Origin of the sequence: Methylobacterium oryzisoli, from assembly GCF_046557895.1 — a bacterium.
GTDB classification, from domain to species: Bacteria; Pseudomonadota; Alphaproteobacteria; order Rhizobiales; family Beijerinckiaceae; genus Methylobacterium; species Methylobacterium oryzisoli.
In genome coordinates this window covers 19,205-41,665 of sequence record NZ_JBKIBX010000005.1, presented here as the reverse complement: position 1 = coordinate 41,665, position 22,461 = coordinate 19,205, and the positions used below count along the sequence as shown (strand labels likewise).

Annotated in this window: 19 protein-coding genes; 13 read left to right on the top strand and 6 right to left on the bottom strand. The window is 73.4% G+C overall.

Features of this window, described 5'->3' with window-relative positions:
* Positions 1–89: 89 nt before the first annotated feature.
* Positions 90–1,559 carry a peptidoglycan DD-metalloendopeptidase family protein gene (locus ACKUB9_RS06860; protein WP_407519758.1) on the top strand — a complete coding sequence of 490 codons (1,470 nt, stop codon included), beginning with the start codon at positions 90–92 and terminating at the stop codon, positions 1,557–1,559.
* 57 nt (positions 1,560–1,616) lie between these two features.
* Here the strand turns inward: ACKUB9_RS06860 and ACKUB9_RS06855 are convergent, their stop codons facing one another.
* Entirely contained in the window at positions 1,617–2,132 is a 516-nt protein-coding gene (locus ACKUB9_RS06855; protein WP_407519759.1) for a TspO/MBR family protein, read from the bottom strand.
* Positions 2,133–2,227: 95 nt separating this feature from the next.
* On the opposite strand from ACKUB9_RS06855, the gene ACKUB9_RS06850 reads away from it, so the two are divergent.
* A complete protein-coding gene (locus ACKUB9_RS06850; RefSeq protein WP_407519760.1) occupies positions 2,228–3,382 on the top strand; it encodes a trans-sulfuration enzyme family protein in 1,155 nt (384 codons plus the stop codon).
* A gap of 96 nt (positions 3,383–3,478) precedes the next feature.
* Positions 3,479–3,931: a hypothetical protein gene (locus ACKUB9_RS06845; RefSeq protein WP_407519761.1), complete on the top strand. Its 453-nt coding sequence runs from the start codon at positions 3,479–3,481 to the stop codon at positions 3,929–3,931.
* Between the two features lie 73 nt (positions 3,932–4,004).
* Here the strand turns inward: ACKUB9_RS06845 and mdoH are convergent, their stop codons facing one another.
* Positions 4,005–5,897 carry a glucans biosynthesis glucosyltransferase MdoH gene (mdoH, locus tag ACKUB9_RS06840; RefSeq protein WP_407519762.1) on the bottom strand — a complete coding sequence of 631 codons (1,893 nt, stop codon included), beginning with the start codon at positions 5,895–5,897 and terminating at the stop codon, positions 4,005–4,007.
* Between the two features lie 377 nt (positions 5,898–6,274).
* Between mdoH and ACKUB9_RS06835 the strand changes: the two genes are divergently transcribed.
* From ACKUB9_RS06835 to ACKUB9_RS06800, 8 genes are all read left to right on the top strand, one after another.
* Complete coding sequence (locus tag ACKUB9_RS06835) at positions 6,275–7,438, top strand: NAD-dependent epimerase/dehydratase family protein (protein WP_407519763.1); 1,164 nt, start codon at positions 6,275–6,277, stop codon at positions 7,436–7,438.
* Positions 7,435–8,532: an NAD-dependent epimerase/dehydratase family protein gene (locus ACKUB9_RS06830; RefSeq protein WP_407519764.1), complete on the top strand. Its 1,098-nt coding sequence runs from the start codon at positions 7,435–7,437 to the stop codon at positions 8,530–8,532. The genes ACKUB9_RS06835 and ACKUB9_RS06830 overlap by 4 nt, the downstream gene beginning before the upstream one ends.
* 110 nt (positions 8,533–8,642) lie before the next feature.
* Entirely contained in the window at positions 8,643–9,941 is a 1,299-nt protein-coding gene (locus ACKUB9_RS06825) for a TIGR04295 family B12-binding domain-containing radical SAM protein (protein ID WP_407519765.1), read from the top strand.
* Entirely contained in the window at positions 9,926–11,083 is a 1,158-nt protein-coding gene (locus ACKUB9_RS06820) for a glycosyltransferase family 4 protein (protein ID WP_407519766.1), read from the top strand. The genes ACKUB9_RS06825 and ACKUB9_RS06820 overlap by 16 nt, the downstream gene beginning before the upstream one ends.
* Positions 11,080–12,192, top strand: a complete 1,113-nt coding sequence (locus ACKUB9_RS06815) for a CgeB family protein (protein ID WP_407519767.1) — start codon at positions 11,080–11,082, stop codon at positions 12,190–12,192. The genes ACKUB9_RS06820 and ACKUB9_RS06815 overlap by 4 nt, the downstream gene beginning before the upstream one ends.
* Before the next feature lie 556 nt (positions 12,193–12,748).
* The gene (locus tag ACKUB9_RS06810) at positions 12,749–13,846 is read left to right on the top strand and encodes a CgeB family protein (protein WP_407519768.1); all 1,098 of its coding nucleotides are present in this window, start codon (positions 12,749–12,751) and stop codon (positions 13,844–13,846) included.
* On the top strand, positions 13,843–14,967 hold the full coding sequence (locus tag ACKUB9_RS06805) for a CgeB family protein (RefSeq protein ID WP_407519769.1): 1,125 nt from the start codon (positions 13,843–13,845) through the stop codon (positions 14,965–14,967). Before ACKUB9_RS06810 ends, ACKUB9_RS06805 begins: the two co-directional genes overlap by 4 nt.
* A 91-nt stretch (positions 14,968–15,058) precedes the next feature.
* Entirely contained in the window at positions 15,059–16,081 is a 1,023-nt protein-coding gene (locus tag ACKUB9_RS06800) for a UDP-glucuronic acid decarboxylase family protein (protein ID WP_407519770.1), read from the top strand.
* Positions 16,082–16,094: 13 nt separating this feature from the next.
* Here ACKUB9_RS06800 and dusA read toward each other — a convergent pair whose 3' ends face one another.
* The 3 genes from dusA to ACKUB9_RS06785 form a co-directional block, all read right to left on the bottom strand.
* On the bottom strand, positions 16,095–17,126 hold the full coding sequence (gene dusA / locus ACKUB9_RS06795; protein ID WP_407519771.1) for a tRNA dihydrouridine(20/20a) synthase DusA: 1,032 nt from the start codon (positions 17,124–17,126) through the stop codon (positions 16,095–16,097).
* Between the two features lie 120 nt (positions 17,127–17,246).
* A complete protein-coding gene (locus tag ACKUB9_RS06790; protein WP_407519807.1) occupies positions 17,247–18,290 on the bottom strand; it encodes a Ppx/GppA phosphatase family protein in 1,044 nt (347 codons plus the stop codon).
* 258 nt (positions 18,291–18,548) lie between these two features.
* On the bottom strand, positions 18,549–19,016 hold the full coding sequence (locus tag ACKUB9_RS06785; protein WP_238235881.1) for a response regulator: 468 nt from the start codon (positions 19,014–19,016) through the stop codon (positions 18,549–18,551).
* 200 nt (positions 19,017–19,216) lie between these two features.
* Here ACKUB9_RS06785 and ACKUB9_RS06780 point away from each other — a divergent pair, with 200 nt between their 5' ends.
* Complete coding sequence (locus ACKUB9_RS06780) at positions 19,217–20,143, top strand: 3-hydroxyacyl-CoA dehydrogenase NAD-binding domain-containing protein (RefSeq protein ID WP_407519773.1); 927 nt, start codon at positions 19,217–19,219, stop codon at positions 20,141–20,143.
* Positions 20,140–20,973: a beta-keto acid cleavage family enzyme gene (locus tag ACKUB9_RS06775; protein ID WP_407519775.1), complete on the top strand. Its 834-nt coding sequence runs from the start codon at positions 20,140–20,142 to the stop codon at positions 20,971–20,973. The genes ACKUB9_RS06780 and ACKUB9_RS06775 overlap by 4 nt, the downstream gene beginning before the upstream one ends.
* A gap of 56 nt (positions 20,974–21,029) precedes the next feature.
* On the opposite strand, the gene ACKUB9_RS06770 is transcribed toward ACKUB9_RS06775, so the two are convergent.
* Complete coding sequence (locus tag ACKUB9_RS06770) at positions 21,030–22,451, bottom strand: S8 family serine peptidase (RefSeq protein ID WP_407519776.1); 1,422 nt, start codon at positions 22,449–22,451, stop codon at positions 21,030–21,032.
* Between the last annotated feature and the right edge of the window lie 10 nt (positions 22,452–22,461).

The following is a 22,461-nucleotide window of genomic DNA, read 5'->3' as shown; positions in this document are numbered from 1 at the left end:
AGCTTAACCTGAATAGGATTTGAATTCCCTTCATCGGGTTGCGTGTATGTGCGGGTGCGTCGATGCGGGATCGTGCGGCTGGGAACGGGATGCGGACGCTGTCGCGCTTCGCTCTCATCGGTCTGATCGGGGGTGCGTCGGCAGCCTGCAGCTCCGACACACTGCGTCTGGGTGATCCGTTCACGAACCCGTTCTCGGCCAGCACGGCGAGCACGGAGCCGGGCGCCACCGGCAGCCTGCCCGAGGGCGAGGCCGTCGCTCCGCTGCGCTCCTCGCCGATCCGCTCCGAGGCGCTGCCCGCGCCGGGCGCCGGCCCGATGCCGCTCTCCGGCCGCGCCGCTCCGGCGCCCCAGAGCGCCCCCCAGAGCCCGCGCGTCATCGCCTCGACGGCGCCGGTCACCAGCGCCGCCGGCGGCTGGACCGCGCGGGGCGGCACGACCATCACGGTCGGCCCGGGCGACACGCTCAACCAGCTCTCGACCCGCTTCGGCGTGCCGACGAGCGCGATCCTGTCGGCCAACGGCCTGTCGGGCGCGAGCCAGGTCACGCCCGGCCGGCAGATCGTGATCCCGGTCTACGACGCGGGCGGCTCCGCCGCGCTGACGCCGCGCGCCGCCCCGGCGGCGCCCCAGCCCCGCATGGTGCTGCAGCAGCCCAAGCCCGAGCCGCGCAAGATCGAGATCAGCAAGCCGGAGCCCACCCGGGTCGCCTCGCTGGAGCCGACCCGCAAGGTCGCCGAGGCGCCCGAGCGCAAGGCGCCGGTCCGGCCGGGGCAGGCCACGCCCGCCCCCGTGAAGCCCGCCGCCGCCGAGCGGGCCGCCAAGCTCAACACCCGGCCGGCCGAGCCGGTCCGGACCGCGAAGGCCGAGGTCAAGGAGGTGAAGCCCGAGCCGAAGAAGCCCGCCGAGAAGGTGGCGGCCAAGCCCGAGCCGAAGCCTGAGCCGAAGTCCGTCGCCAAGGTCGAGCCCAAGCTCGAAGCGAAGAAGCCCGTCGAGAAGGTCGCCAAGCTCGAAGCTCCGAAGGTGAAGCCCGAGGAGCCGAAGGCTGAGGCCAAGAAGGCGGTCGAGGCCAAGCAGCCGGTCGAAGCCAAGAAGCCCGCCGAGGCGCCGAAGGTCGAGGCGGCCAAGCCCGAACCCAAGGTCGAGGTGGCCAAGGCCGAGCCGAAGCCCGAGCCCGCTCCGGCCCCCGAGGAATCCGCCTTCCGCTGGCCGGCCCGCGGCCGAGTGATCGCCGGCTACGGATCGAGCGGCAACGAGGGCATCAACATCGCGCTGCCCGAGGGCACGCCGGTGAAGGCCGCCGAGGAGGGCACGGTCGCCTACGCGGGCAGCGACGTGAAGGGCTACGGCAAGCTGGTACTGGTGCGCCACGCCAACGGCTACGTCTCGGCCTACGCCCATAACGGCGAGATCGAGGTGCGCCCCGGCGAGAAGGTGAAGCGGGGCCAGACGATCGCCAAGTCGGGCTCGTCCGGCAACGTGACCTCGCCGCAGCTCCACTTCGAGATCCGCAAGGGCGCGACCCCGGTCGATCCGATCCCGCGCCTCGCGAGCAACTGAGACCCCGGCATGACCGAGAAGCCCCCTCCCCAGAGGGGGCTTTTTCGCATTCCGGGGTCAGTTCATCCGCCACACCGCCGCGTTGACCAGCGTCGCGTAGGAGACCCAGGCGGCGTAGGGCAGGAGCATCAGGGCAGCGGGCCGGTCGAGGGGCCAAAAGAGCCGGATCGTCCACAGGATCATCACCAGGAGGGCGACGATCACCACGAGCCCGCCCAGGATGTCGTGCGCGCCGAAGAACACCGGGGTCCAGGCGGCGTTGAGGGCGAGCTGGAGGAAGAAGGCCGCGAGCGCGAGGCGGCGGGTGCGCCGCGCCTCGCCGGGCACGGGCGCGGTGCCGAGCACGCGCCAGCAGGCGAGCGCCATCAGCGCGTAGAGGATCGTCCAGGCGACCGGGAAGAGCCAGTTCGGCGGCGTGAAATCCGGCTTGGCGAGGCCCGCGTACCATGTCGGGATGTTGGGGGTGGTGAAGAGCGGGCCGGTCGAGGCGGCCAGCAGCACCGGCAGCACGGCCAGGAGGACGCGCGGCAGGGCCGGCAGGACGGGGGCTCGGGTCGGGCTCTCGGCTCGCATGACGGGGATCTCGTGCGGGAATGCCCCCGACCTTGCGCGCGCGCACCCGTTCTGCAAGGGCGTGGCGTTGCCGCATCCTTCCGCCGGAGCCCGCCATGAGCCGCGAGACCTCACCGCCCAATTGGTCGAAGCGCAGCCTCGCCGCCCAGGCGCTCGGCCATGTCGAGCCCGTGACGAAGGCGGTGGTGCAGCCGATCCACCTCGCCACCACCTACATCCGCGACCCCGACAATCAGTACAGCTCCGGCTTCGTCTACGGCCGGCCCGACAATGCCACGGTGCGCGAGGCGGAGGGCGTGCTGGCGATGCTGGAGGAGGCCGAGGCCGGGGCGCTCCTGTTCGGCTCCGGCATGGCGGCGGCGACGGCCGTGTTCGCGGCCCTCGACCCGGGCGACCACGTGGTGGCGCCCACCGTGATGTACTGGGCGCTGCGCCGCTGGCTCGCCGAGGAGGCGACGCGCTGGGGCCTCAGGGTCGATTTCGTCGCCACCGACGACCTCGCCGCCCTGAGGAGCGCGATGCGCCCGGGCGAGACCAAGCTCGTCTGGCTGGAAACACCCTCGAACCCGCTCTGGACCGTCACCGACATCGCGGCGGCGGCCGAGATCGCCCATGCGGCGGGCGCGCGGCTCGCGGTCGATTCCACCGTCGCCTCGCCGGTCGTCACGCGTCCTCTGGCGCTCGGGGCGGACGTGGTGATGCACGCCGCCACCAAGGTGCTCAACGGCCATTCCGACGTGATCGCGGGGGCGCTCGCGGGCGCGCGGGCGGACGCGTTCTGGGCCCGCATCCAGCGGGTGCGCGCGAGCCAGGGGGCGATCCTCGGTCCGTTCGAGGCCTACCTGCTCCTGCGCGGGATGCGCACCCTGCACCTGCGCATCGCCGCCCAGATGGCGGGCGCCGCCACGCTCGCGGGGCGCCTGTCGGAGCATCCGGAGGTCGCCGCGGTGCTCTATCCGGGCCTGCCCGGCCATCCGGGCCACGCGGTGGCGGCCCGGCAGATGGAGGGCGGCTTCGGCACCATGCTGTCGATCCGGGTGAAGAGTGGCGAGGCCGCCGCGATCGCGGTCGCGGCCCGGGTGGCGCTGTGGAAGCGCGCCACCTCGCTCGGCGGCGTCGAGAGCCTGATCGAGCACCGCGCCTCGGTGGAAGGCCCCGGCACCCCCTGCCCGCCCGACCTCCTGCGCCTCTCGGTCGGCATCGAGGACCCGGACGACCTTTTCGCGGACCTCGACCGGGCGCTGCTCTAGCGCGGAGGGATCGGCCTTCCCGGCTCACGGTCCGGTGAACCGATCGGCAGCGTGGCGCGTTTCCGCAGCAAAGCTCGCCAGATTCCGAGGCCCGCCATGCCAGCCGCCCTTCCCTTCGCGCTCCTCGGGGCGCAGCTCGTCCTCGCCGCCGCGGACGGTCCGCCGAACCTCGACATCCGCGCGACCTGCGAGTCGCCCGGCCGCACGGCCGTTAGCAACGAGACCGGCTCCGACGGCTGCCTGCGCTCCGAGCGTCAGGCCGGCGACGACCTGCGCAAGCGCTGGGGCAGCTTCCCGGCGGCGTCCAAGCGGCAATGCTCGCAGCAATCGCAGGCTGGCGGCTTCCCGAGCTACGTCGAGATGCTGACCTGCCTCGAACTCGCCAGCGGCATCGCCCCGGGCGGTGCGGCCAGCGGGCCGGGCGGTCCCACCACCACCGGCAGCACCGGCTCCGAGACCAGCACGTCGAGCGGCACCAAGCTGACCGACGAGCCCTCGGCGAGCCAGCGCACCGATCCGCTCAAGGTGCTCGGCAAGCCCGCGCGCTGACGGATCGAGCCCGGCCTGCTCGACCGCTTGGCCTGCCTCCGTCGGACCGGCAGCCACCCTCGGCGGACGAGGCTCAGCGCGGCGGGGAGGCGGCGGCGTCGTCCGTGGCGGTCGAGAGCCAGACCGGCGCCTGACCGCCAGCCTGGACCGGCCGCGGGCGCGCCGGCAAGGGGACCGGAACCGGCACGCCGGCCCGCGCCGCCGCGAGGTCGCGCAGTTCCGGCGCCTGATCGGTGTCGTCGGCGGTCAGGAAGAGGCCGCGGCGGCGGGCGCGGGCGCCGAGATCGGCCCGGCTGGTGATCACGCTCAGGGCCGGGCTGAGGAGGAGGCCGGCCGCCACCGGCGCCATCCACAGGGCGAGGAGCGGGTCGCCCGCGGCGGCGAGCGCGGCGGCGAGCAGCGCGCCCGCGGCCAGCGCGTCGACCTGCAGCCGGCACGCCTCGCCCCACGGCACCCGGCGGTCGTCGCGCACCTGCGCGTCCCAGCGCACCACGCGCCCCGCGAAGGTGGTGACGACGGCGCCCGCGTTGAACAGCGTCAGCACCGGCCACAGCAGCACCCACAGCCCCTGCTCCAGGGCGGCGCTGGCCAGGAGCCGCGTCAGGCCTCCGAAGGCGCGCCGCCGGGCGGGGCTGACGAGCACGTGGGCGAGGCTCAGGACCTTGGGGGCGGCGAGCACCGTCACGGTCAGGACTGCCAGCGCATGGGCGGCCAGGGTGTCGCCTGTGAGCCCGTAGGCGAGCAGACCGAGGTCGCCGCCCGCCGCCGCCTGCCAGGTGCCGAGCGCCAGGAAGGCGACCCAGAGCGGCGAGGCGAGATAGGACAGGATGCCGACGAGGAGATGCCAGCGGCTGCCGGCGGTGAGGCCGGGCGTGCCGAGCACGCCGAGATGCTGGAGGTTGCCCTGGCACCAGCGCCGCTCGCGGCCGAGGAGATCGATCAGGTTCGTCGGCATCTCCTCCCAGGTGCCGCCCTCCTCCGGCAGGAGGCGCAGCTCCCAGCCGGCGCGCCGGAAGAGCGCCCCCTCGACCGTGTCGTGGCAGAGGATCTCGCCGCCGAGCGGGGCGCGGCCCGGCAGCACCGGCAGGTCGGCGCTGTCCGCGAAGGCGCGCACGCGCAGGATGGCGTTGTGGCCCCAGTAGCTGCCGTCCGGCCCCTGCCACGTGTCGAGGGCGCGGATCGACAGCGGCGCGTAGAGGCGCACGGCGAATTGCTGGATGCGGGCAAACAGCGTGTCGCGCCCGGCCGCGTAGCTCACGGTCTGGATCAGCCCGACCCGCGGGTTGTCCTCCATCAGCCGGATCATCCGGCGCATGGTGGCGCCGCTCATCAGGCTGTCGGCGTCGAGCACGATCATGAAGTCGTACTCGTCCCCGTAGGTGGCGCAGAACTCCGCGATGTTGCCGGCCTTGCGGCCGGCATTGTCGGCCCGGCGCCGGTAGCGCAGCCGCGGCAGGCCCGGGCCCGCCGCCCCGCACCACGCCTGGGCGCGGGCGAATTCGCGCTCCTCCGCCGCCGCGATGGCCGGATCGCGCGTGTCGCTGAGGACGAAGATGTCGAGGTCGCGCCCGTCCCCGCCGGTGCGGGCCAGCGAGCGGGCCATCACCCGGATCGCCGCGAACACCGCGGCGGCATCCTCCGCGTGGATCGCCACCAGCACGGCGGTGCGGCTGCGCCCGGTCGGGGCCGGCGCGGCGGTCCCGGCGGCGATCTCGACCGCCGACATCACCCGCCGCCCGAGCGCCGCCGCCGCGGCCCCGTAGATGTACTGCCACGCGACGTAGGATTGCCACGTCATCACGAGGCAGAACAGCACCAGCACCGCGCCGTCGAGGAGGCCGGCCGGCCATCCCGTGGCCAGGGCGGCGAGCCACGCCGCCGCCCCCGCGGTCGCGAGGGTCGGGAGCGCGAGGGCGAGGCGCCGGCGGAGCAGCGTCGCGTCGGGCGGCGGGGATGAGAACGACATGGGACGGCGAAACTCGATCCAGGGAGAGAGCGCCTCCCGGTCGCGGGGCACGAGACCCCGGACCGGGCGGGCCGGCGGACGAAGCGGCATCGGACGGCAGGCCCCGCGGCGGGCGAGACCGCAGCGGCGGATGCCGCAATGCCTACCGCGATTGACCTGAATGACGCCAGAACGATGACGCTGCGGGCAGGAGGCGGGGCGGGCCGCGCGGGAACCCCTCCGTGGGTCCCCTCCTCCATCACACCCGCGGGATCCCCTCTCTCGTGCGGGAGAGGGGTTCCAGCGCTCGAACACACCCGCCGCCGATCCACCCGCCCACGCGATCTCCCGCCCCGGGGGACTGTCCGTCCCGAACGAGGTACTTACATACAGGAGGGATGTATGCCTCACGGCCCGTCCGGGGCCGGCGCGAGAAAGGCGGGAGCGTGACGCAGACCATCCTGATCACCGGCGGGGCCGGGTTCATCGGCCGGGCCGTCGCCAGGGCCCTGATCGCACGGGGGGACCGGGTCCGCGTCCTCGACAGCCTGATCGAGCAGGTCCACGGCGGGGCCGCTCCCGCGGAGATGCCGGAGGGCGTCGAGCTGCACCGGGGCGACGTGCGCGACCCGTCCGCCGTCGCCCGCGCGCTGCGGGGGGCCGACGCGGTGATCCACCTCGCCGCCGAGGTCGGGGTGGGGCAGAGCATGTACGCGGTCGAGCGCTACGTCTCGGTCAACGACCTCGGCACCGCGGTGCTGTTCCAGGCCCTGATCGAGCGGCCGGTGCGCCGGGTCGTCGTCGCCTCCTCGATGAGCGTCTACGGCGAAGGCCTCTACCGCGACGCGCAGGGACGCCTGATCGAGGACGCGGTGCGCACGCCCCGCTCCGGGCCGGACGCCCCTTGGGACCCGCTCGGCGCCGACGGGCAGCCGCTGCAGCCGGTGCCGACCCCGGAGTGGAAGCGCCCGGACCTCGCCTCCGTCTACGCCCTCTCGAAATACGCCCAGGAGCGCCTGACGCTGATGCTCGCCCCCGCCTACGGCATGGAGGGCGTGGGCTTGCGGCTGTGGAACGTCTACGGGCCCGGGCAGGCCCTCTCGAACCCCTACACGGGCGTGCTGGCGATCTTCGCCTCGCGCCTGCACAACGGGGCGGCGCCGGTGATCTTCGAGGACGGGCACCAGCGACGCGACTTCGTGCAGGTCGACGACGTGGCGCAGGCCTTCCTGCTCGCCCTCGACCGCCGGGAGGCCGCGGGGCAGGTCTACAACATCGGCTCCGGGGAGCACCGCTCCGTGCGCGAGGTGGCCCAGCTGCTGGCCCGGGCGATGGGCCGCACCGACCTCGTGCCCGAGATCGCCGGCAAGCAGCGGGCGGGCGACATCCGCCACTGCATCCCCGACATCACCAAGGCCCGCACCGAACTCGGCTACGCGCCCCGGCGCGGCTTCGCGGACGGGCTCGCCGAACTCGCCGCCTGGGTGGCCGCGCAGGAGGACGCGCAGGACCGGGTGGCGGAGGCGCGCCGCGAACTCGAGAAGCACGGGCTGGTCGCATGAGCGGCCATCGCGGCCGGCGGCCGATCCTCATCACCGGCGGGGCGGGCTTCATCGGCGCCAACCTCGCGGACGCCCTGGCCGGCGAGGGGCGCGACGTCCTGATCTACGACGCCCTCCTGCGCCCGGGCGTGGCGGCCAACCTCGACTGGCTCAAGGCCCGCCATCCCCACCGGATCACCGCCGTGGTGGCGGACGTGCGCGACCGCGACGGCCTCGCGGCGGCGGCCGCCGACGCCGAGGCGGTGTTTCACCTCGCCGCGCAGGTCGCCGTGACGACGAGCCTGGCCGAGCCGACCATGGACTTCGACGTCAATCTCGGGGCGACGCTCCACCTGCTCGAAGGGCTGCGCCGCCGCCCGGAGCCGGTCCCGCTGATCTTCGCCTCCACCAACAAGGTCTACGGCGACCTCGCCGACCTCGCGCTGCGGCACGAGGGAGAGGCCTACCGGCCGTCGAACGACATCCTCCACCGCCACGGCATCGGCGAGGACCGGCCGCTCGACTTCCACACCCCCTACGGCTGTTCGAAGGGCGGCGCCGACCAGTACGTGCTCGATTACGCCCGCAGCTTCGGGGTGCCGACCTGCGTGCTGCGGATGAGCTGCATCTACGGCCCGCGCCAGATGGGCACCGAGGACCAGGGCTGGGTCGCCCACTTCCTGATCCGGGCGCTCGACGGCGAGCCGATCGCGATCTACGGCGACGGCTGCCAGGTGCGCGACGTGCTCGACGTGTCGGACGCGGTCGCGGCCTACCGGGCGGTGCTGGCGCAGATCGGCACGGTCCGGGGCCGGGCCTACAACCTCGGCGGCGGGCCGGCGAACGCCGTCAGCCTGCGGCAGGTGCTCGGGGCGATCCGCGACCTCGTCGGGCGCCCGCTCGACCTGTCGTTCCACGCGTGGCGGGCGGGCGACCAGCGCTACTACGTCTCCGACACCCGCCGGATCGCGGCCGATCTCGGCCTCGCGGCCCCGGTGCCGTGGCGGCGGGGCCTCGCGCGCCTCGCCGCATGGCTCGCCGAGACGCGGGGCATCGCGCTGCCCGACGCCGCGACCGGGCGCCGACGACCGGCCGCGGCGGTCTCCGGCGCCTGACCCGGCCGGACCGGGAAGCCCCGGCGAGGGACCTTGCCGAGGCAGGCGTCTCCGCCACTTCCTTCCCGGATCCTCACCCCCAGTATACGGCAGATGTCAGGACCCCGTCGTTGAGAGCAGCCCTCGTCAACCCGCCCTGGACCTTCGCGCAGAGCATCTATTTCGGCTGCCGGGCGCCGCACCTGCCGATCGAGCTCGGCGCCTGCAAGGTGCTCCTGGAGGCGGCGGGCCACGAGGTGCTGATGCTCGACGGCGCGCTCGACGGTCTTTCCCTCGAGGACACGGCCGAGCGGGTGGCGGCGTTCGCGCCCGACATGACGGTGGTGACGACGGCCCCGACCTACCTGTTCTGGCGCTGCGCCCAGCCGGAACTGCGGGTGCCGCGGGCCTTCCTCGACGCGCTCGGCGGGCGCGGCGGGCGCACGGTCGCGGTGGGGCCGCACGGCTCGGTGACGCCCGAGACGACCCTCGCCAAGCTCGGCTGCGACCTCGTGGTGCGGGGCGAGTGCGAGGAGGTGGTGGCGGCGCTGGCCGGGGGCGGCCTCGCCGATCCGGGCCGCGTGCCCTCCCTCGCCTACCGGGACGCGGACGGGATCGCGGTCACCGGGGGCCCCGCCGCGACGCGCTTCACCGACCTGCCGGCCCTGTCCTGGCCCGATGCCTGGATCGCCCGCCACCGCCACCACCACCACCGCTTCGAGGCCGAGCCGGACGGGCCGGGGGCGGAGGTCGAGGCGTCGCGGGGCTGCCCCTACACCTGCACCTTCTGCGCCAAGCTCGATTTCCGCGACAAGTACCGCCGCCGCGACGTCGCCCTCGTGCTCGACGAGATTGATCGGCTGGTCGTGCAGGGGGTGACCTACCTCTACTTCATCGACGAGATCTTCCTGCCCCAGAAGCCGCTGCTGGAGGCGCTGGTGGAGCGCCCGGTCGCCTTCGGGGTGCAGACCCGCATCGACCTGTGGAAGCCCGACATGCTCGACCTCCTCGGCCGGGCGGGCTGCGTGTCCATCGAGGCCGGGGTCGAGAGCCTGACCGCGGAGGGCCGCGCCCTCCTCGACAAGAACTGCCGCGCCTCCACGGACGACCTCGCCGAGCGGCTGATCCACGCCCGGCGCTCGGTGCCCTTCGTGCAGGCCAACCTGATCAAGGTCGCGGGCGACGACCCCGCCCTGGTGGCAGCGTGGCGGGAGCGGCTTCGCGCCGCGGGGGTCTGGGCCAACGACCCGGTGCCCCTCTATCCCTATCCCTCGTCCCCCGATTACCGGCGCCTCTGGGGCGAGCCGGACGGGCAGGCCTGGGAGCGGGCACACGCCCACTACCTCGGCCAGTTCGACCGGTTCAGCGACATCCAAGAGGAGCGGCCGGCCCCCTTGAGCGAACTGGAATCCGCATGCTGCCGGGCCTGACCGCCGCGTCCCCGCGGACGCCGCCCCTCTCCGTGTTCATGACCGCGGATGCGGTAGGCGGCGTCTGGCAATACGCCCTCGACCTCGCCCTCGACCTCGACCGGCGCGGAATCGGTGTGACGCTCGCCGTGCTCGGCCCCGAACCCGCCGCCGACCAGCTGCGCACCGCCCGCACCATCCGGGGCCTGGACCTGCGGGTGATGAACGTGCCCCTCGACTGGACCGCGCTCACGCGCGGGGAGGTCGAGGCCGCGGCGTGGCGGGTGGCCGAGGAGGCCGGGCGATCGGGGGCCGGGATCGTCCACCTCAACAGCCCGGCGCTCGCCGCCATCGCGGCCTTCCCGGCGCCGGTGGTGGCGGTCGCGCATTCCTGCGTGACCACGTGGTGGGAGGCGATGCGCGCGAGCCCCCTGCCGCCGGACCTCGCGTGGCGGGCCGAGCTCGCCGGGGAGGGCTATCGCCGGGCCGCCGCGGTGCTGGCGCCGACGCGGGCCTTCGCGCAGGCCACCGCCGCCGCCTACGGCCTCGCCACTCTCCCGTTGGTGGTGCCGAACGGCCGGCGCAGCCCCGCCGAGCGCGGCCACCGCACGCCGCGGGGCGCCGGCGCCTCGCCCTTCGCCTTCACGGCCGGGCGGCTGTGGGACGAGGGCAAGAACGCCGCCGCCCTCGACCGGATCGCCGCCCGCCTCGCCCCGCGGCCCTTCCTGGCCGCCGGCTCTCTCGACGGCCCGAACGCCGCCTGCTTCGCGCCCCGTCACCTGCGCAGCCTCGGGCGGCTGAGCGACCAGGACATGGCCCGCTGGCTCGCGGGCGCCCCGATCTACGTCTCGGCCGCCCGCTACGAGCCGTTCGGCCTCGGCGTGCTGGAGGCCGCGAGCGCGGGCTGCGCCCTCGTCCTGTCCGACATCCCGACCTTCCGCGAGCTCTGGGACGAAGCCGCGATCTTCCTGCCCCCCGACGACGATGCGGGCTTCGCCCGGGCGATCGAGCAGGTGGCCGGGGATGCGGCGACCCGCGCGCGCCTGGGCGCCGAGGCCAAGGCGCGCGCCGAGGCGTTCACGGTCGAGGCGATGGGGGCGGGCGTGCTGGCCGCCTATGGCCGCGTGCTGGAGGCCGCGCCGCGGGCCGGAGCCTCCGCGTGAGGATCGTCGTCTTCACGCATTCCCTGCGCTCCTGCTGGAACCACGGCAACGCCCATTTCCTGCGCGGCACCCTGCGGGAGCTGATCGCGCTCGGCCACGAGGTCGCGGTGCACGAGCCCGCGGGGGCCTGGAGCCTCGCGAACCTCGTCGCCGACCACGGCGAAGCCGGGGCGGCGGCCTCGCTCGCCGCCTACCCGGAGCTGACCTCCCGGATCGACCCGCCCGGCAGCGATCCGGCCGCCCCTCTCGACGGGGCGGACCTCGTGCTGGTCCACGAGTGGACCGAGCCGGCCCTGGTCGCCCGGATCGGGGCGGCGCGGGCGGCGGGCGGACGCTTCACGCTCCTGTTTCACGACACCCACCACCGGGCGGTGAGCGATCCGGCGGCGATGCGCGCCTACGACCTCTCGGCCTATGACGGCGTGCTGGCCTTCGGGGAGACGCTGGCGGCGGTCTATCGCGGCTGGGGCTGGGGGAACCGCGTCACGGTCTGGCACGAGGCCGCCGACACCCGCCTCTTCCGCCCGCCCGCCGCGGAGGGTCCGCGCGAGGGGCTGGTCTGGATCGGCAACTGGGGCGACGGCGAGCGCAGCGCCGAACTCGACGCCTACCTGTTCCGGCCGGCCCGCGAGGCCGGTCTCTCCCTCGACGTCTGGGGCGTGCGCTACCCGGAGGAGGCGCTGACGACCCTCGCGCGGGCCGGGGCGCACTACCGCGGCTGGCTCCCGAACGCCCGCGCCCCGGAGATCTTCGCGCGCCACCTCGCCACCGTGCACGTGCCGCGGCGCTTCTACGTCGAGACCCTGCCGGGCATTCCCACCATCCGGGTGTTCGAGGCGCTCGCCTGCGGCATCCCGCTCGTCTGCGCGCCCTGGCGCGACGCCGAGGGGCTGTTCACCCCCGGCGCCGACTACCTCGTCGCCGCGGACGAGGCCGCGATGGCCCGCCACCTGCGGGACCTGCGCCACGACCCGGCCTTGCGCGCGGCGCTGGCCGCCCACGGTCTGGCCACCATCCGGGCGCGCCACACCTGCGCGCACCGGGCGGCCGAACTCCTCGCGACCGTCGAGCGGCTGCGGGGCCAGCCAGCCCTTCGGGCGGCCGGATGAGGAGCGGCGCCGTGCGAGTCTCCACCGCCGTCCATGACCCCCGCGGGATCCCCTCTCCCTGGCGGGCTTGCGGATTCACACTTCGGGTCGGGCACGTTCTCCTCTCCCCGCGTGCGCAGGCCTGTCCGGGAAAAACCCCCGACAAGGACGGCGCGGGGAACCCCTCTCCCGTGCGGGAGAGGGGCAGGGGTGAGGGTCCCGGGAGGGAGCCGCAGAGAAACACGGAGCGTGGTGAGGGGAGCGGAACGCTTCAGTTCAGCAATCAACCTCAGTGCTGGCAGCGGGCGCCGTCGTGCTCATTTGCTGCACCCTCCCGGGACCCTCACCCCTACCCCTCTCCCGCACGGGAGAGGGGATCCCGCGTCTCATTCGGCGATGTGTGCATCTGCAAGCCCTGGCGGGAGAGGAGCAAGCGCGGGATCCCCTCTTCCGTGCTGCCCGCGCTTCATGCGGGAGAGGGCTTCCCCGCGGCTCATTCGTCACGGGCAGCGCAGCGGCTGACCGGGGGTGCACCGGCATCGCGCACCCCAGCGCATCCCCCCGAAGGCGAGGCCGCATGACCAGCATCGCGTTCTACGGCTCCAGCCTGCTCTCCTCGTACTGGAACGGGGCCGCCACCTACTACCGGGGCCTGATCCGCGACCTCGCGGGGCGGGGATGGCGCACCACCTTCTACGAGCCGGACACCTTCGACCGGCAGCAGCACCGGGACATCGATCCTCCGGACTGGGCGGAGGTGCGGGTCTATCCCGCCACCGAGACGGCGGCGCAGGCCGTCGTGGCCGAAGCGGCGCGGGCGGACGTGGTGGTCAAGGCTTCGGGCGTCGGCGTGTTCGACGACCTGCTGCTCGTCGGGCTCGCGCGGGCGGCGCGGCCCGATGCCGTGCGGCTCTTCTGGGACGTCGATGCGCCGGCCACCTTGAGCGAGATGCGGGCGGCCCCCGACCATCCCCTGCGGCGGGTCCTGCCCGATCTCGACCTCGTGCTCACCTACGGCGGCGGTCCCCCGGTGGTGGCGGCCTACGAGGGCTTCGGCGCCCATCGATGCATCCCGGTCTACAACGCGCTCGACCCAGACACCCACCATCCGGTACCGGCCGATCCCCGCTTCGCCGCCGACCTCGCCTTCCTGGGCAACCGTCTGCCCGACCGGGAGGCCCGGGTGCGGGATTTCTTCCTCGATGCCGCCGCGCGCCTGCCCGGGCGCCGCTTCCTGCTGGGCGGCAACGGCTGGGAGCCGCAGCACCTGCCCGCCAACGTGCGCCACATCGGGCACGTGCCGACGCGCGACCACAACGCCTTCAACGGCTCGGCCAAGGCCGTGCTCAACATCGCCCGCGACTCGATGGCGGCGACCGGCTGGTCCCCGGCCACGCGGGTGTTCGAGGCGGCGGGCGCGGGCGCCTGCCTGATCACCGATGCCTGGACCGGCCTGGAGATGTTTCTCGCGCCCGGCGAGGAGGTGCTGGTGGCCCGCGACGGGGCGGAGGTCGCCGCCCACGTGGCGGAACTGACTCCGGAGCGTGCGCGGGCGATCGGCGAGGCCGGGCGGCGGCGCGTCCTGGCCGAGCACACCTACGCCCGCCGCGGCGCGCAGGTGGATGCGATCCTGCGCGAGGCGCTCGCCGCCCGCCGCGCCCGGAGCGTCGCATGACCCGCCCGCTCGACCTCGTGGTGCTGGGCCTCAGCCTGTCCTCGTCCTGGGGCAACGGCCACGCCACGACCTACCGGGCGCTGCTGCGGGCCTTCGCGGCGCGCGGGCACCGGGTGACGTTCCTGGAGCGGGACGTGCCCTGGTACGCGGCCCACCGCGACCTCGCCGCGCCCGATTACTGCGACCTCGTGCTCTACCGCGACCTCGGGGCGCTGCGCGACCTGCGCCCGCGGGTGGCGACGGCCGACGCGGTCATCGTCGGCTCCTACGTGCCGGACGGAGTCGCGGTCGGCACCTGGGCGATCGGCGTGGCGCGGGCGGCGGGCGGGGTGGCGGCCTTCTACGACATCGACACGCCGGTGACGCTGGCCAAGCTGGCGCGCGGCGAGCACGAGTACCTCACCCCCGACCTGATCCGAGCCTACGACCTCTACCTCTCCTTCACGGGCGGGCCGGTGCTGGAGCGGCTGGAGCGCGAGCACGGGGCGGCGCGGGCGCGTGCGCTCTACTGCTCGGTCGATCCCGACGCCTACGCGCCGCAGGCGACCGCGCCGGTCTACGACCTCTCCTATCTCGGCACCTACAGCCCCGACCGGCAGCCGACGCTGGAGCGGCTCCTGATCGAGCCCGCGCGCCGCGCGCCGCACCGGCGCTTCGTGGTGGCCGGGCCGCAATACCCGGACGGCATCGCCTGGCCGGACAACGTCGAGCGGCGCGACCACGTCGCCCCGGCCGACCATCCGGCCTTCTACGGCCTGAGCCGCTGGACCCTGAACGTGACCCGGGCCGACATGCGGGCGGCCGGCTACAGCCCGAGCGTGCGCCTGTTCGAGGCGGCGGCCTGCGGCACGCCGCTCCTCTCGGACGCGTGGCCGGGCCTCGACACCATCCTGGCGCCCGGCCGCGAGATCGTGGTGGCGGACGGTCCCGAGGCGGTGCTGCGCGCGCTCGACCACACGCCCGAACCGGAGCGGGCGGCGCTGGCGGAGGCGGCGCGGGCGCGCATCCTCGCGGCCCACACGGCCGCCTGCCGGGCGGCGGAGCTCGAAGCGGCCCTGTGGGAAAGCCGGCCCGGGACACCTCGCCCAAATACTCACCTGGTGTATCGCAACAAGGCGTAGAAGCGTGCGTTGTGTGCGGGGTAAGTACCTCGCGCCCCGAGCCTGGCCGAACAGGCGCGGCCCGAGCAGGCCCAACCGGAGAGGAAGCCCCATGGAGCACCGCAAGAGTTCCCTCGTCCTGGTAGCCGGCGGCGCGGGCTTCCTGGGGTCGCATCTCTGCGACCTGCTGCTGGCGCGGGGGGACCGGGTGATCTGCCTCGACAGCTTCGCCACCGGCCGGCGCCGCAACCTGCGCCACCTCGAGCGCGAGACGCGCTTCGACGTGGTGGAGCACGACATCGTCCGGCCGCTGCCCGCCGCGCTGCGGCGCCAGAAATTCGACCGGATCTACAATCTCGCCTGCGCGGCCTCGCCGCCCCATTACCAGGCGGACCCGGAGCACACCCTGCTCACCAGCGTGCTCGGCACGCGCCACCTGCTGATGACCGCGGAGACCGCGGGCGCCCGCCTGCTGCAGGCCTCGACCTCCGAGGTCTACGGCGATCCGGAGGTTCATCCCCAGCCCGAGGGCTACTGGGGCCACGTCAACCCGACCGGCCCGCGCGCCTGCTACGACGAGGGCAAGCGCGCCGCCGAGACGCTCTGCTACGACTACGCCCGGGCCGGCCGCGTGGCCGTGCGGGTGGCGCGGATCTTCAACACCTACGGCCCGCGCATGCGGGCGGATGACGGGCGGGTGGTCTCGAACGTGGTCTGCCAAGCGCTGGCGGGGGACGACATCACGGTCTACGGGGACGGGTCCCAGACCCGCTCCTTCTGCTACGCGGCCGACCTCGTGGACGGCCTCGTGCGGCTGATGGAGCACGACACCCCCACCCTCGCCTTCGCGCCGGTCAACCTCGGCAACCCGGTGGAGCTCACCGTGTCGAACCTCGTGGCGCGCGTGCTGGCCATGACGGGCTCGCGCTCGGCTGTGGTGAACCGGCCGCTGCCCATCGACGATCCCCGCCGCCGCCGCCCGGACATCACCCGGGCGTCCGACGTGCTGGGCTGGAGCCCCAGGGTGCCGCTGGACCAGGGCCTGAAGGCCACGGTGCACTGGTTCGCCGACGAGGCCGAGGACGGGCCGCGCGGGACGGCGATGGCCGAGGAGGCGCGGGCCGCCGCGCCCTGACGCGGCCCCTGCGTCAGGCGGCGACCGTCCCGGGCACCTCGCGGGAGACCATCGCCACCGCCTCGCGCAAGGTGTCGAGCCCGGCGCCCGCCCGCGTGCCGGCGGTCGACAGATGGCGCCGGAAGCCCCGCGCGCCCGGTCGGCCGTTGAACAGGCCGAGCATGTGCCGGGTCATGGCGTGCAGCCGCACGCCCTCGGCGAGGCGCGCCGCCATGTAGGGCCGGTAGGCCTCGACGGCGGCGAACGGGTCGGCCACCGGGGCGGGCGCGCCGAACAGGAGCGGGTCGACGCCCAGCAGCAGCGCCGGCTCCGCGTAGGCCGCCCGGCCGAGCATGACCCCGTCGAGATGGGCGAGCTGATCGCGCGCCTCCTCCAGAGTCTTCAGGCCGCCGTTGATCGCCACCGGCAGGTCGGGATGGGCGCGCTTCAGGCGATGGACGCGGGCATAGTCGAGGGGCGGGATATCTCGGTTCTCCTTGGGCGAGAGCCCCTGGAGCCACGCCTTGCGGGCATGCACCACGAGGGCGTCGACGCCCGCCGCGCGCACCGCAGCGGTGAGCGCGTCGAGGGCGGCCTCCGGGTCCTGATCGTCGACGCCGATGCGGCACTTCACCGTGACCGGGATGCCCACCGCCGCCTTCATGGCCGCCACGCCGTCGCCGACCAGGGCCGGCTCGCGCATCAGGCAGGCGCCGAAGCGCCCATCCTGCACCCGGTCGGAGGGGCAGCCGACGTTGAGGTTCACCTCCGCGTAGCCGAACGCCTCGGCGATCCGGGCCGCGTGCGCGAGCTCCTGCGGATCGGAGCCGCCGAGCTGGAGCGCGACGGGCTGCTCCTCGGGCGAGAAACCGAGCAGCCGCTCGCGCGGCCCGTGCAGCACGGCCCCGGTCGTCACCATCTCGGTGTAGAGCCGGGCGCGGGCCGAGAGGATGCGGTGGAAGACCCGGCAATGCCGGTCGGTCCAGTCCATCATCGGGGCCACGGAGAACCGCCAAGGGCTGACGTCGCCGGGTCCTTCAGTCTGCGCGGTCACGTGGCTCCTCATTCGGTCCGTCGCGCGGCAGGGGCGCCCGGGCAGAGATGGGAGCGCCCGATAGCACGCGCAAACCGCCGCCGACAGGGACCATCCGGGTCCTCGCGCCGAGCCCTCGCGGCGCCGAGCCCGTCAGGCCGGGCGCGTGCCCCGGCGCCAGACGCCGTCCTCGCGCATCATGTTCATGAGCAGGCCCTCGCGCAGGCCGCGGTCGGCGATGCGCAGGCGCTCGGACGGGAAGGCGCGGCGGATCGCCTCCAGGATGGCGCAGCCGGCGAGCACGAGGTCGGCCCGGTCGCGGCCGATGCAGGGGTTGCGCGCCCGCTCGGAGAGCCGAGTGTCGAGGAGGTCCGAGATGGCGGTCGAGACCTCGCGGTCGCTCATCCACAGCCCGTCGATGCGCCGCCGGTCGTAGCGCGGCAGGCGCAGGTGCATGGCGGCGAGCGTCGTGACGGTGCCGGAGGTGCCGAGCAGGTGGAAATGCGGCGCATGGGCCGCGGCGCCGGCCATCAGGGCGAACTTGGTGAGCTTGTCGGCGACGTCCTCGACCATGCCCTCGAAGATCGACCGGGTGACGTCGGCCCCGCCGTAGCGCTCGGCGAGCGTGACGACGCCCACCGGCAGCGAATCCCAGGCGCGGATGCGCAGGGTCGGGTCGGCGCTGCGGGCGAGCGCGGCGCTGCCGTCGAGCCAGACGATCTCGGTGGAGCCGCCGCCGATGTCGAAGATCACCACCGACTCGGCCTGCCGGTCGGCGAGGGCGGCGCAGCCCGTCACCGCCAGGTAGGCCTCGGTGCGCCGGTCCACGATCTCGAGGTCGATGCCGACCTCGCGGCGCACCCGCGCCACGAAGGCCGGGCCGTTCACGGCGAGCCGGCAGGCCTCGGTGGCGATGGTCTTGGCCCGCACCACGCCGCGCGCGTCCATCTTGGCGCGGCACACGCCCAGCGCCTCCACGGTGCGCTCGATGGCGTCCTCGCTGAGCCGGTCGGTGCTCCCCAGCCCCTCGCCGAGGCGCACGATGCGCGAGAAGGCATCGACCACCCGGAAGCCGTAGGGGGCGGGCTCGGCGACGAGCAGGCGGCAGTTGTTGGTGCCGAGGTCGAGCGCCGCGTAGAGCCGGCGCCGGCCCGGCTGCGGGGCCGGGTTCTGGCCGGCCGGGTTCCGGCCGGGCAGGCCGGGGCCGACCGCGGCGGTCTCGCGCCGCAGGAGCGGCGCGCCGGCGCGCGCAGGCTCTCTCCGGTCCGCGGCGCGCGCCGGCCCGGGGGCGGCAGTCTCGTCCCTCACGACGCCAACGATCCTTCAGGCCCGCCGTCCCGGGCGGGCAACGCTGTCATCGGGCAAGCTTACGTGCCCGCGGGCAGAACGCAAAGCCGTGTTCGTGCGTGTTCGCAGGTCTTCGCGCGCCGGACGATGCGGCCGCCCCCCTTGGGACTAGGCCTTCATGGCCGCGGCGAGGCGGGGCTGGGGCCGCAGCAGGCTCTTGACCTGCGAGAAGGGGCGCGGGCGGTTGATCACCTCGTCGAGGCGCGACCACAGGGTCTTGGGCGAGAACGGCTTGGCGATGATCTCGTTGACCCCGAGATTGACCGCCCGGTCGATGACGTTGCGCCGCGGCTGGGCCAGCATCAGGATGATCGGCACCGTGGGAGCGGGCGAGGTCGCGGGCGTGCGGGCGAGCCGGATGAACTCCTCGCCCGAGAGGATCGCGAGGTCCCAGTCGAGCACCACGAGGTCGGGCTTGCTCTCGGCGAGCACGCCCAGCGCCTCGGCCCCGTCCGGCGCCTCCAGCACGCGCTTGATGCCCACCCGCATCAGCATGTCGCGCACGATGCGGCGGATGTAGAGGCTCTCGTCCACCACCAGGGCGGATAGGTCCGGGAAGGTCGGAGTGGCGATCATCGGCGTCGGGCGTCAGCCGCGGCAGCCTAAGCCGTCGACTCCTAGGGCTTCGCTAACGCGACCGGTCCAATGCAGGCCGCCGCGGCGGGGCCCCCCGGATGCCGGGAGACGGATCGCGCCGGAGGGCCTAAGACTGGGCCCGCTCCCCCTCACCGGCACCGGTGTCCATCCGGCGGGAGCGCTTCGGGAGGAGCGGCGGCGTGCGGGCAAGCATCATCGGCTGCGGCACCGTGGGGGCGAGCTGGGCGGCCCTGTTCCTCGCTCACGGCCACGACGTGACGGCGACGGATCCGGCGCCCGGGGCGGAGGAGCGCCTGCGCGCCTTCGTGGAGGGCGCGCGCGGGCAGCTCGCCGATCTCGGCCTGCGGGGCGCGGGCCGCCTGCGCTTCGTGCCCGGCACGGCGGAGGCCCTCGACGGGGCCGAGTTCGTGCAGGAGAACGCTCCGGAGAACGAGGCGCTCAAGCGCGCGCTCCTGGCCGAGATCGACCGGCGGGTCGCGCCCGAGGTGCTCATCGCCAGCAGCACCTCGGCGCTGGTGCGCAGCGCCATCGTGGCGGATTGCGCCAGGCCCGGGCGGGTGCTCGTCGCCCATCCGTTCAACCCGCCCCACCTCGTGCCGCTGGTGGAGATCGTGGCCGGCGACGCGGAGGTGGCGGCGCGCGCGGCCGCCCTCTACCGGGGGCTCGGCCGGCGGCCGGTGATCCTGCGGCGCGAGATGCCGGGCCACATCGCCAACCGGCTCGCCTCGGCGCTCTACCGGGAGGCGGTGAACCTCGTGGCGGAGGGGGTGGCGAGCGTCGCCGACATCGACGCCGCGCTCTGCCACGGGCCGGGCCTGCGCTGGGCCCTGATGGGGCCGCACCTGACCTACCATCTCGGAGGCGGGCCGGGCGGCATCGCGCATTACCTGGAGCATCTCGGGCCGAGCCAGGAGCGGCGCTGGGCGAGCCTGGGCCGGCCGGCGCTGACGCCGGAGGTCAGGAGCGCCATCGCGGCGGGCGTCGCGGAGGAGGCCGGCCCGCTCGGCATCGCCGACCTAGAGGCCCGGCGCGACCGTGCCCTCATCGCCATCCTGAAGGCGCGCACCCCCGTGGCGCCCGAGTCCGAGGCGGAGGACCTTGCGTGACGAAGCCGCTCATCATCATGGTCGCGCCGAACGGGGCCCGCCGGACCAAGGCCGACCACCCGGCCCTGCCGATCGCCCCGCGCGAGCTCGGGCTCGAAGCGGCGCGCTGCCGCGAGGCGGGCGCGGCGATGATCCACCTGCACGTGCGCGACCCCGAGGAGCGCCACAGCCTCGACGTCGACCGCTACCGGGCGGCGATCGCGGCGGTGCGCCGCGAGGCCGGCCCCGAGATGATCGTCCAGGTGACGACGGAGGCGGTCGGCCTCTTCTCCCCGGCCGAGCAGATGGCCGCCATGCGGGCGCTGCGGCCCGAGGCCTTCTCGGTGGCGGTGCGCGAACTCTTCGCCGAGCCGGACGACGAGGCCGAGGCCGGCGCCTTCCTGGCCGAGCAGGCCCGGGCCGGCACCCTCGTGCAGCACATCCTGTACGATGCGGGCGACGTCACGCGCTTCCAGGGGCTCGCTGCCCGGGGACTGATCCCGCTGGAGCGTGCCAGCGTGCTGTTCGTGCTCGGCCGCTACAGCACCGGCCAGCGCTCCGACCCGGCCGACCTGCTGCCCTTCCTGGCGGCCTGGAACTCGGGCCACCACCTCGACCTGCCCTGGTCGCTCTGCGCCTTCGGCCCCCGAGAGGCGGCCTGCCTGATCGCCGCGGCGGCGCTCGGCGGCGACGCCCGGGTCGGGTTCGAGAACAACCTCTGGCGCCCGGACGGCAGCCTCGCGCCCGACAACGCCGCGCAGGTGGCCGACCTCGCCGCCCTCGCCCGCGGCCTCGGGCTCGCGGTCGCGGATCCGGCGACCGCGCAGGCGCTCCTAACGACCGAGTCCTAATTGGAGTGGGACCGGAAGCCTGTTCGCCATACGCGACCCCGACGAAACGTTGCGCGTCAGGATAAAGCCGCGACGGCATTGCAGGCCTGGAAGGCATCAACCAGTCCAGCGCCAGTAGCAAGATCCGGTCCGTCAGTTGCTGCTACGCCCATCGCCGACTTGCCAGTCTTGACGTCAAATGCCGTGCTCTTGAGGATCTGCCGCACCTGATCGGGCCTCAGTTTCGGACTGATGCTCTTCATGAGCGCGACGACTCCAGCGACCTGTGGCGCAGCGGCCGAGGTTCCAGAGAAAATTCCCCATCCGAGACCTCCTCGTTTGGGCGAAAAATTCTCACCATCGAGAGAGGATCCGGGCGGCACCGGCAGCATGATGTGGCCAGGCAAGGTGCCGTCCTTGCTTTTCGTAGCCGAACCTACCACTCCGCAGAAATCCGGCACCTTCCTCTCGGGATACAGCTTGCTTTCGAAAGAGCTCGCGTAGTTCGAGGCCTCGACTTGGCCGTCGTCCTTGATCATCGCCCCGCCTATAGCCAATACTTGCGGCAGACAAGCAGGAAAAGACAAATGTCCATTTCCTCCGGAGAAACATGCGACAGTTCCGCGCGAAATGACATCAGCAACGATCGTCTCGATATCAACAAGCTCGTTAAACATGTTCGGATCGTTGGTTTTCAGAGCGTTCTTGTTGGCATTATCGATGCTCCACCCCCAAGAGCAAGTGATGATGTCAGGATTTTCTGAGATCGCTGTTTCCAAGTCGCCCGCGGCACTGCTCCCCTGTTTGACGCATATCAGGATCACGTCAGGAGCGATGGCGAGCACATTCGCGCTTTCGCCTGTGCCGTGCCCACTGTCATCCTTCTCCGCGTTTCCGGCATCCGGCCCGCTGAGGCGAACGATGTTGTAGCCGGCGCGATCGAGATACGGGTGCCGGGCGAAGCCGGAATCGACCATCGCAACCTTGACGCCCCGCCCGGTCCAGCCCCGGCGATGGCACTTCGCCGCATTCATGGCGTGCGACACCGCTTCCAATCGAAGATGATAATTGTCTTCCATAGGCGGCAGAAAACTCGTGCCAAAATACTCGACAGGACGCGGGACGTAAGCGAAATCGATCGACGCCTTGAGTGCGTCCGGGATGATCAACTCACTGGCAGGCTTTAGAAAGGTTTCATGCTTGGTGAGACGGCTCACTGCCTTCGGCGCCGCATCCGCAGACGACGGTGCCCGCTTCACATCGACTTGGAAAAGATCCGCACATTGTTGCGGCGTCATCGACATCTCAAGCCGGTTCTCTGCCGTTTTGAGCGCGGTGATGCTATGACTTGCCAATTCGACTTGCGCCTTCTGCGCCTGCTTAGGATCTGGGGTGAAGGCTTGCGCAGCGTTCGGTGCTAAGGCAGCTTCGAAACTCACCATGCGCGATATGTTCTGCCTGCTCTTCGGAACCAGTCGCACGAACACTTTGTCCGCCATCGGATCCCCC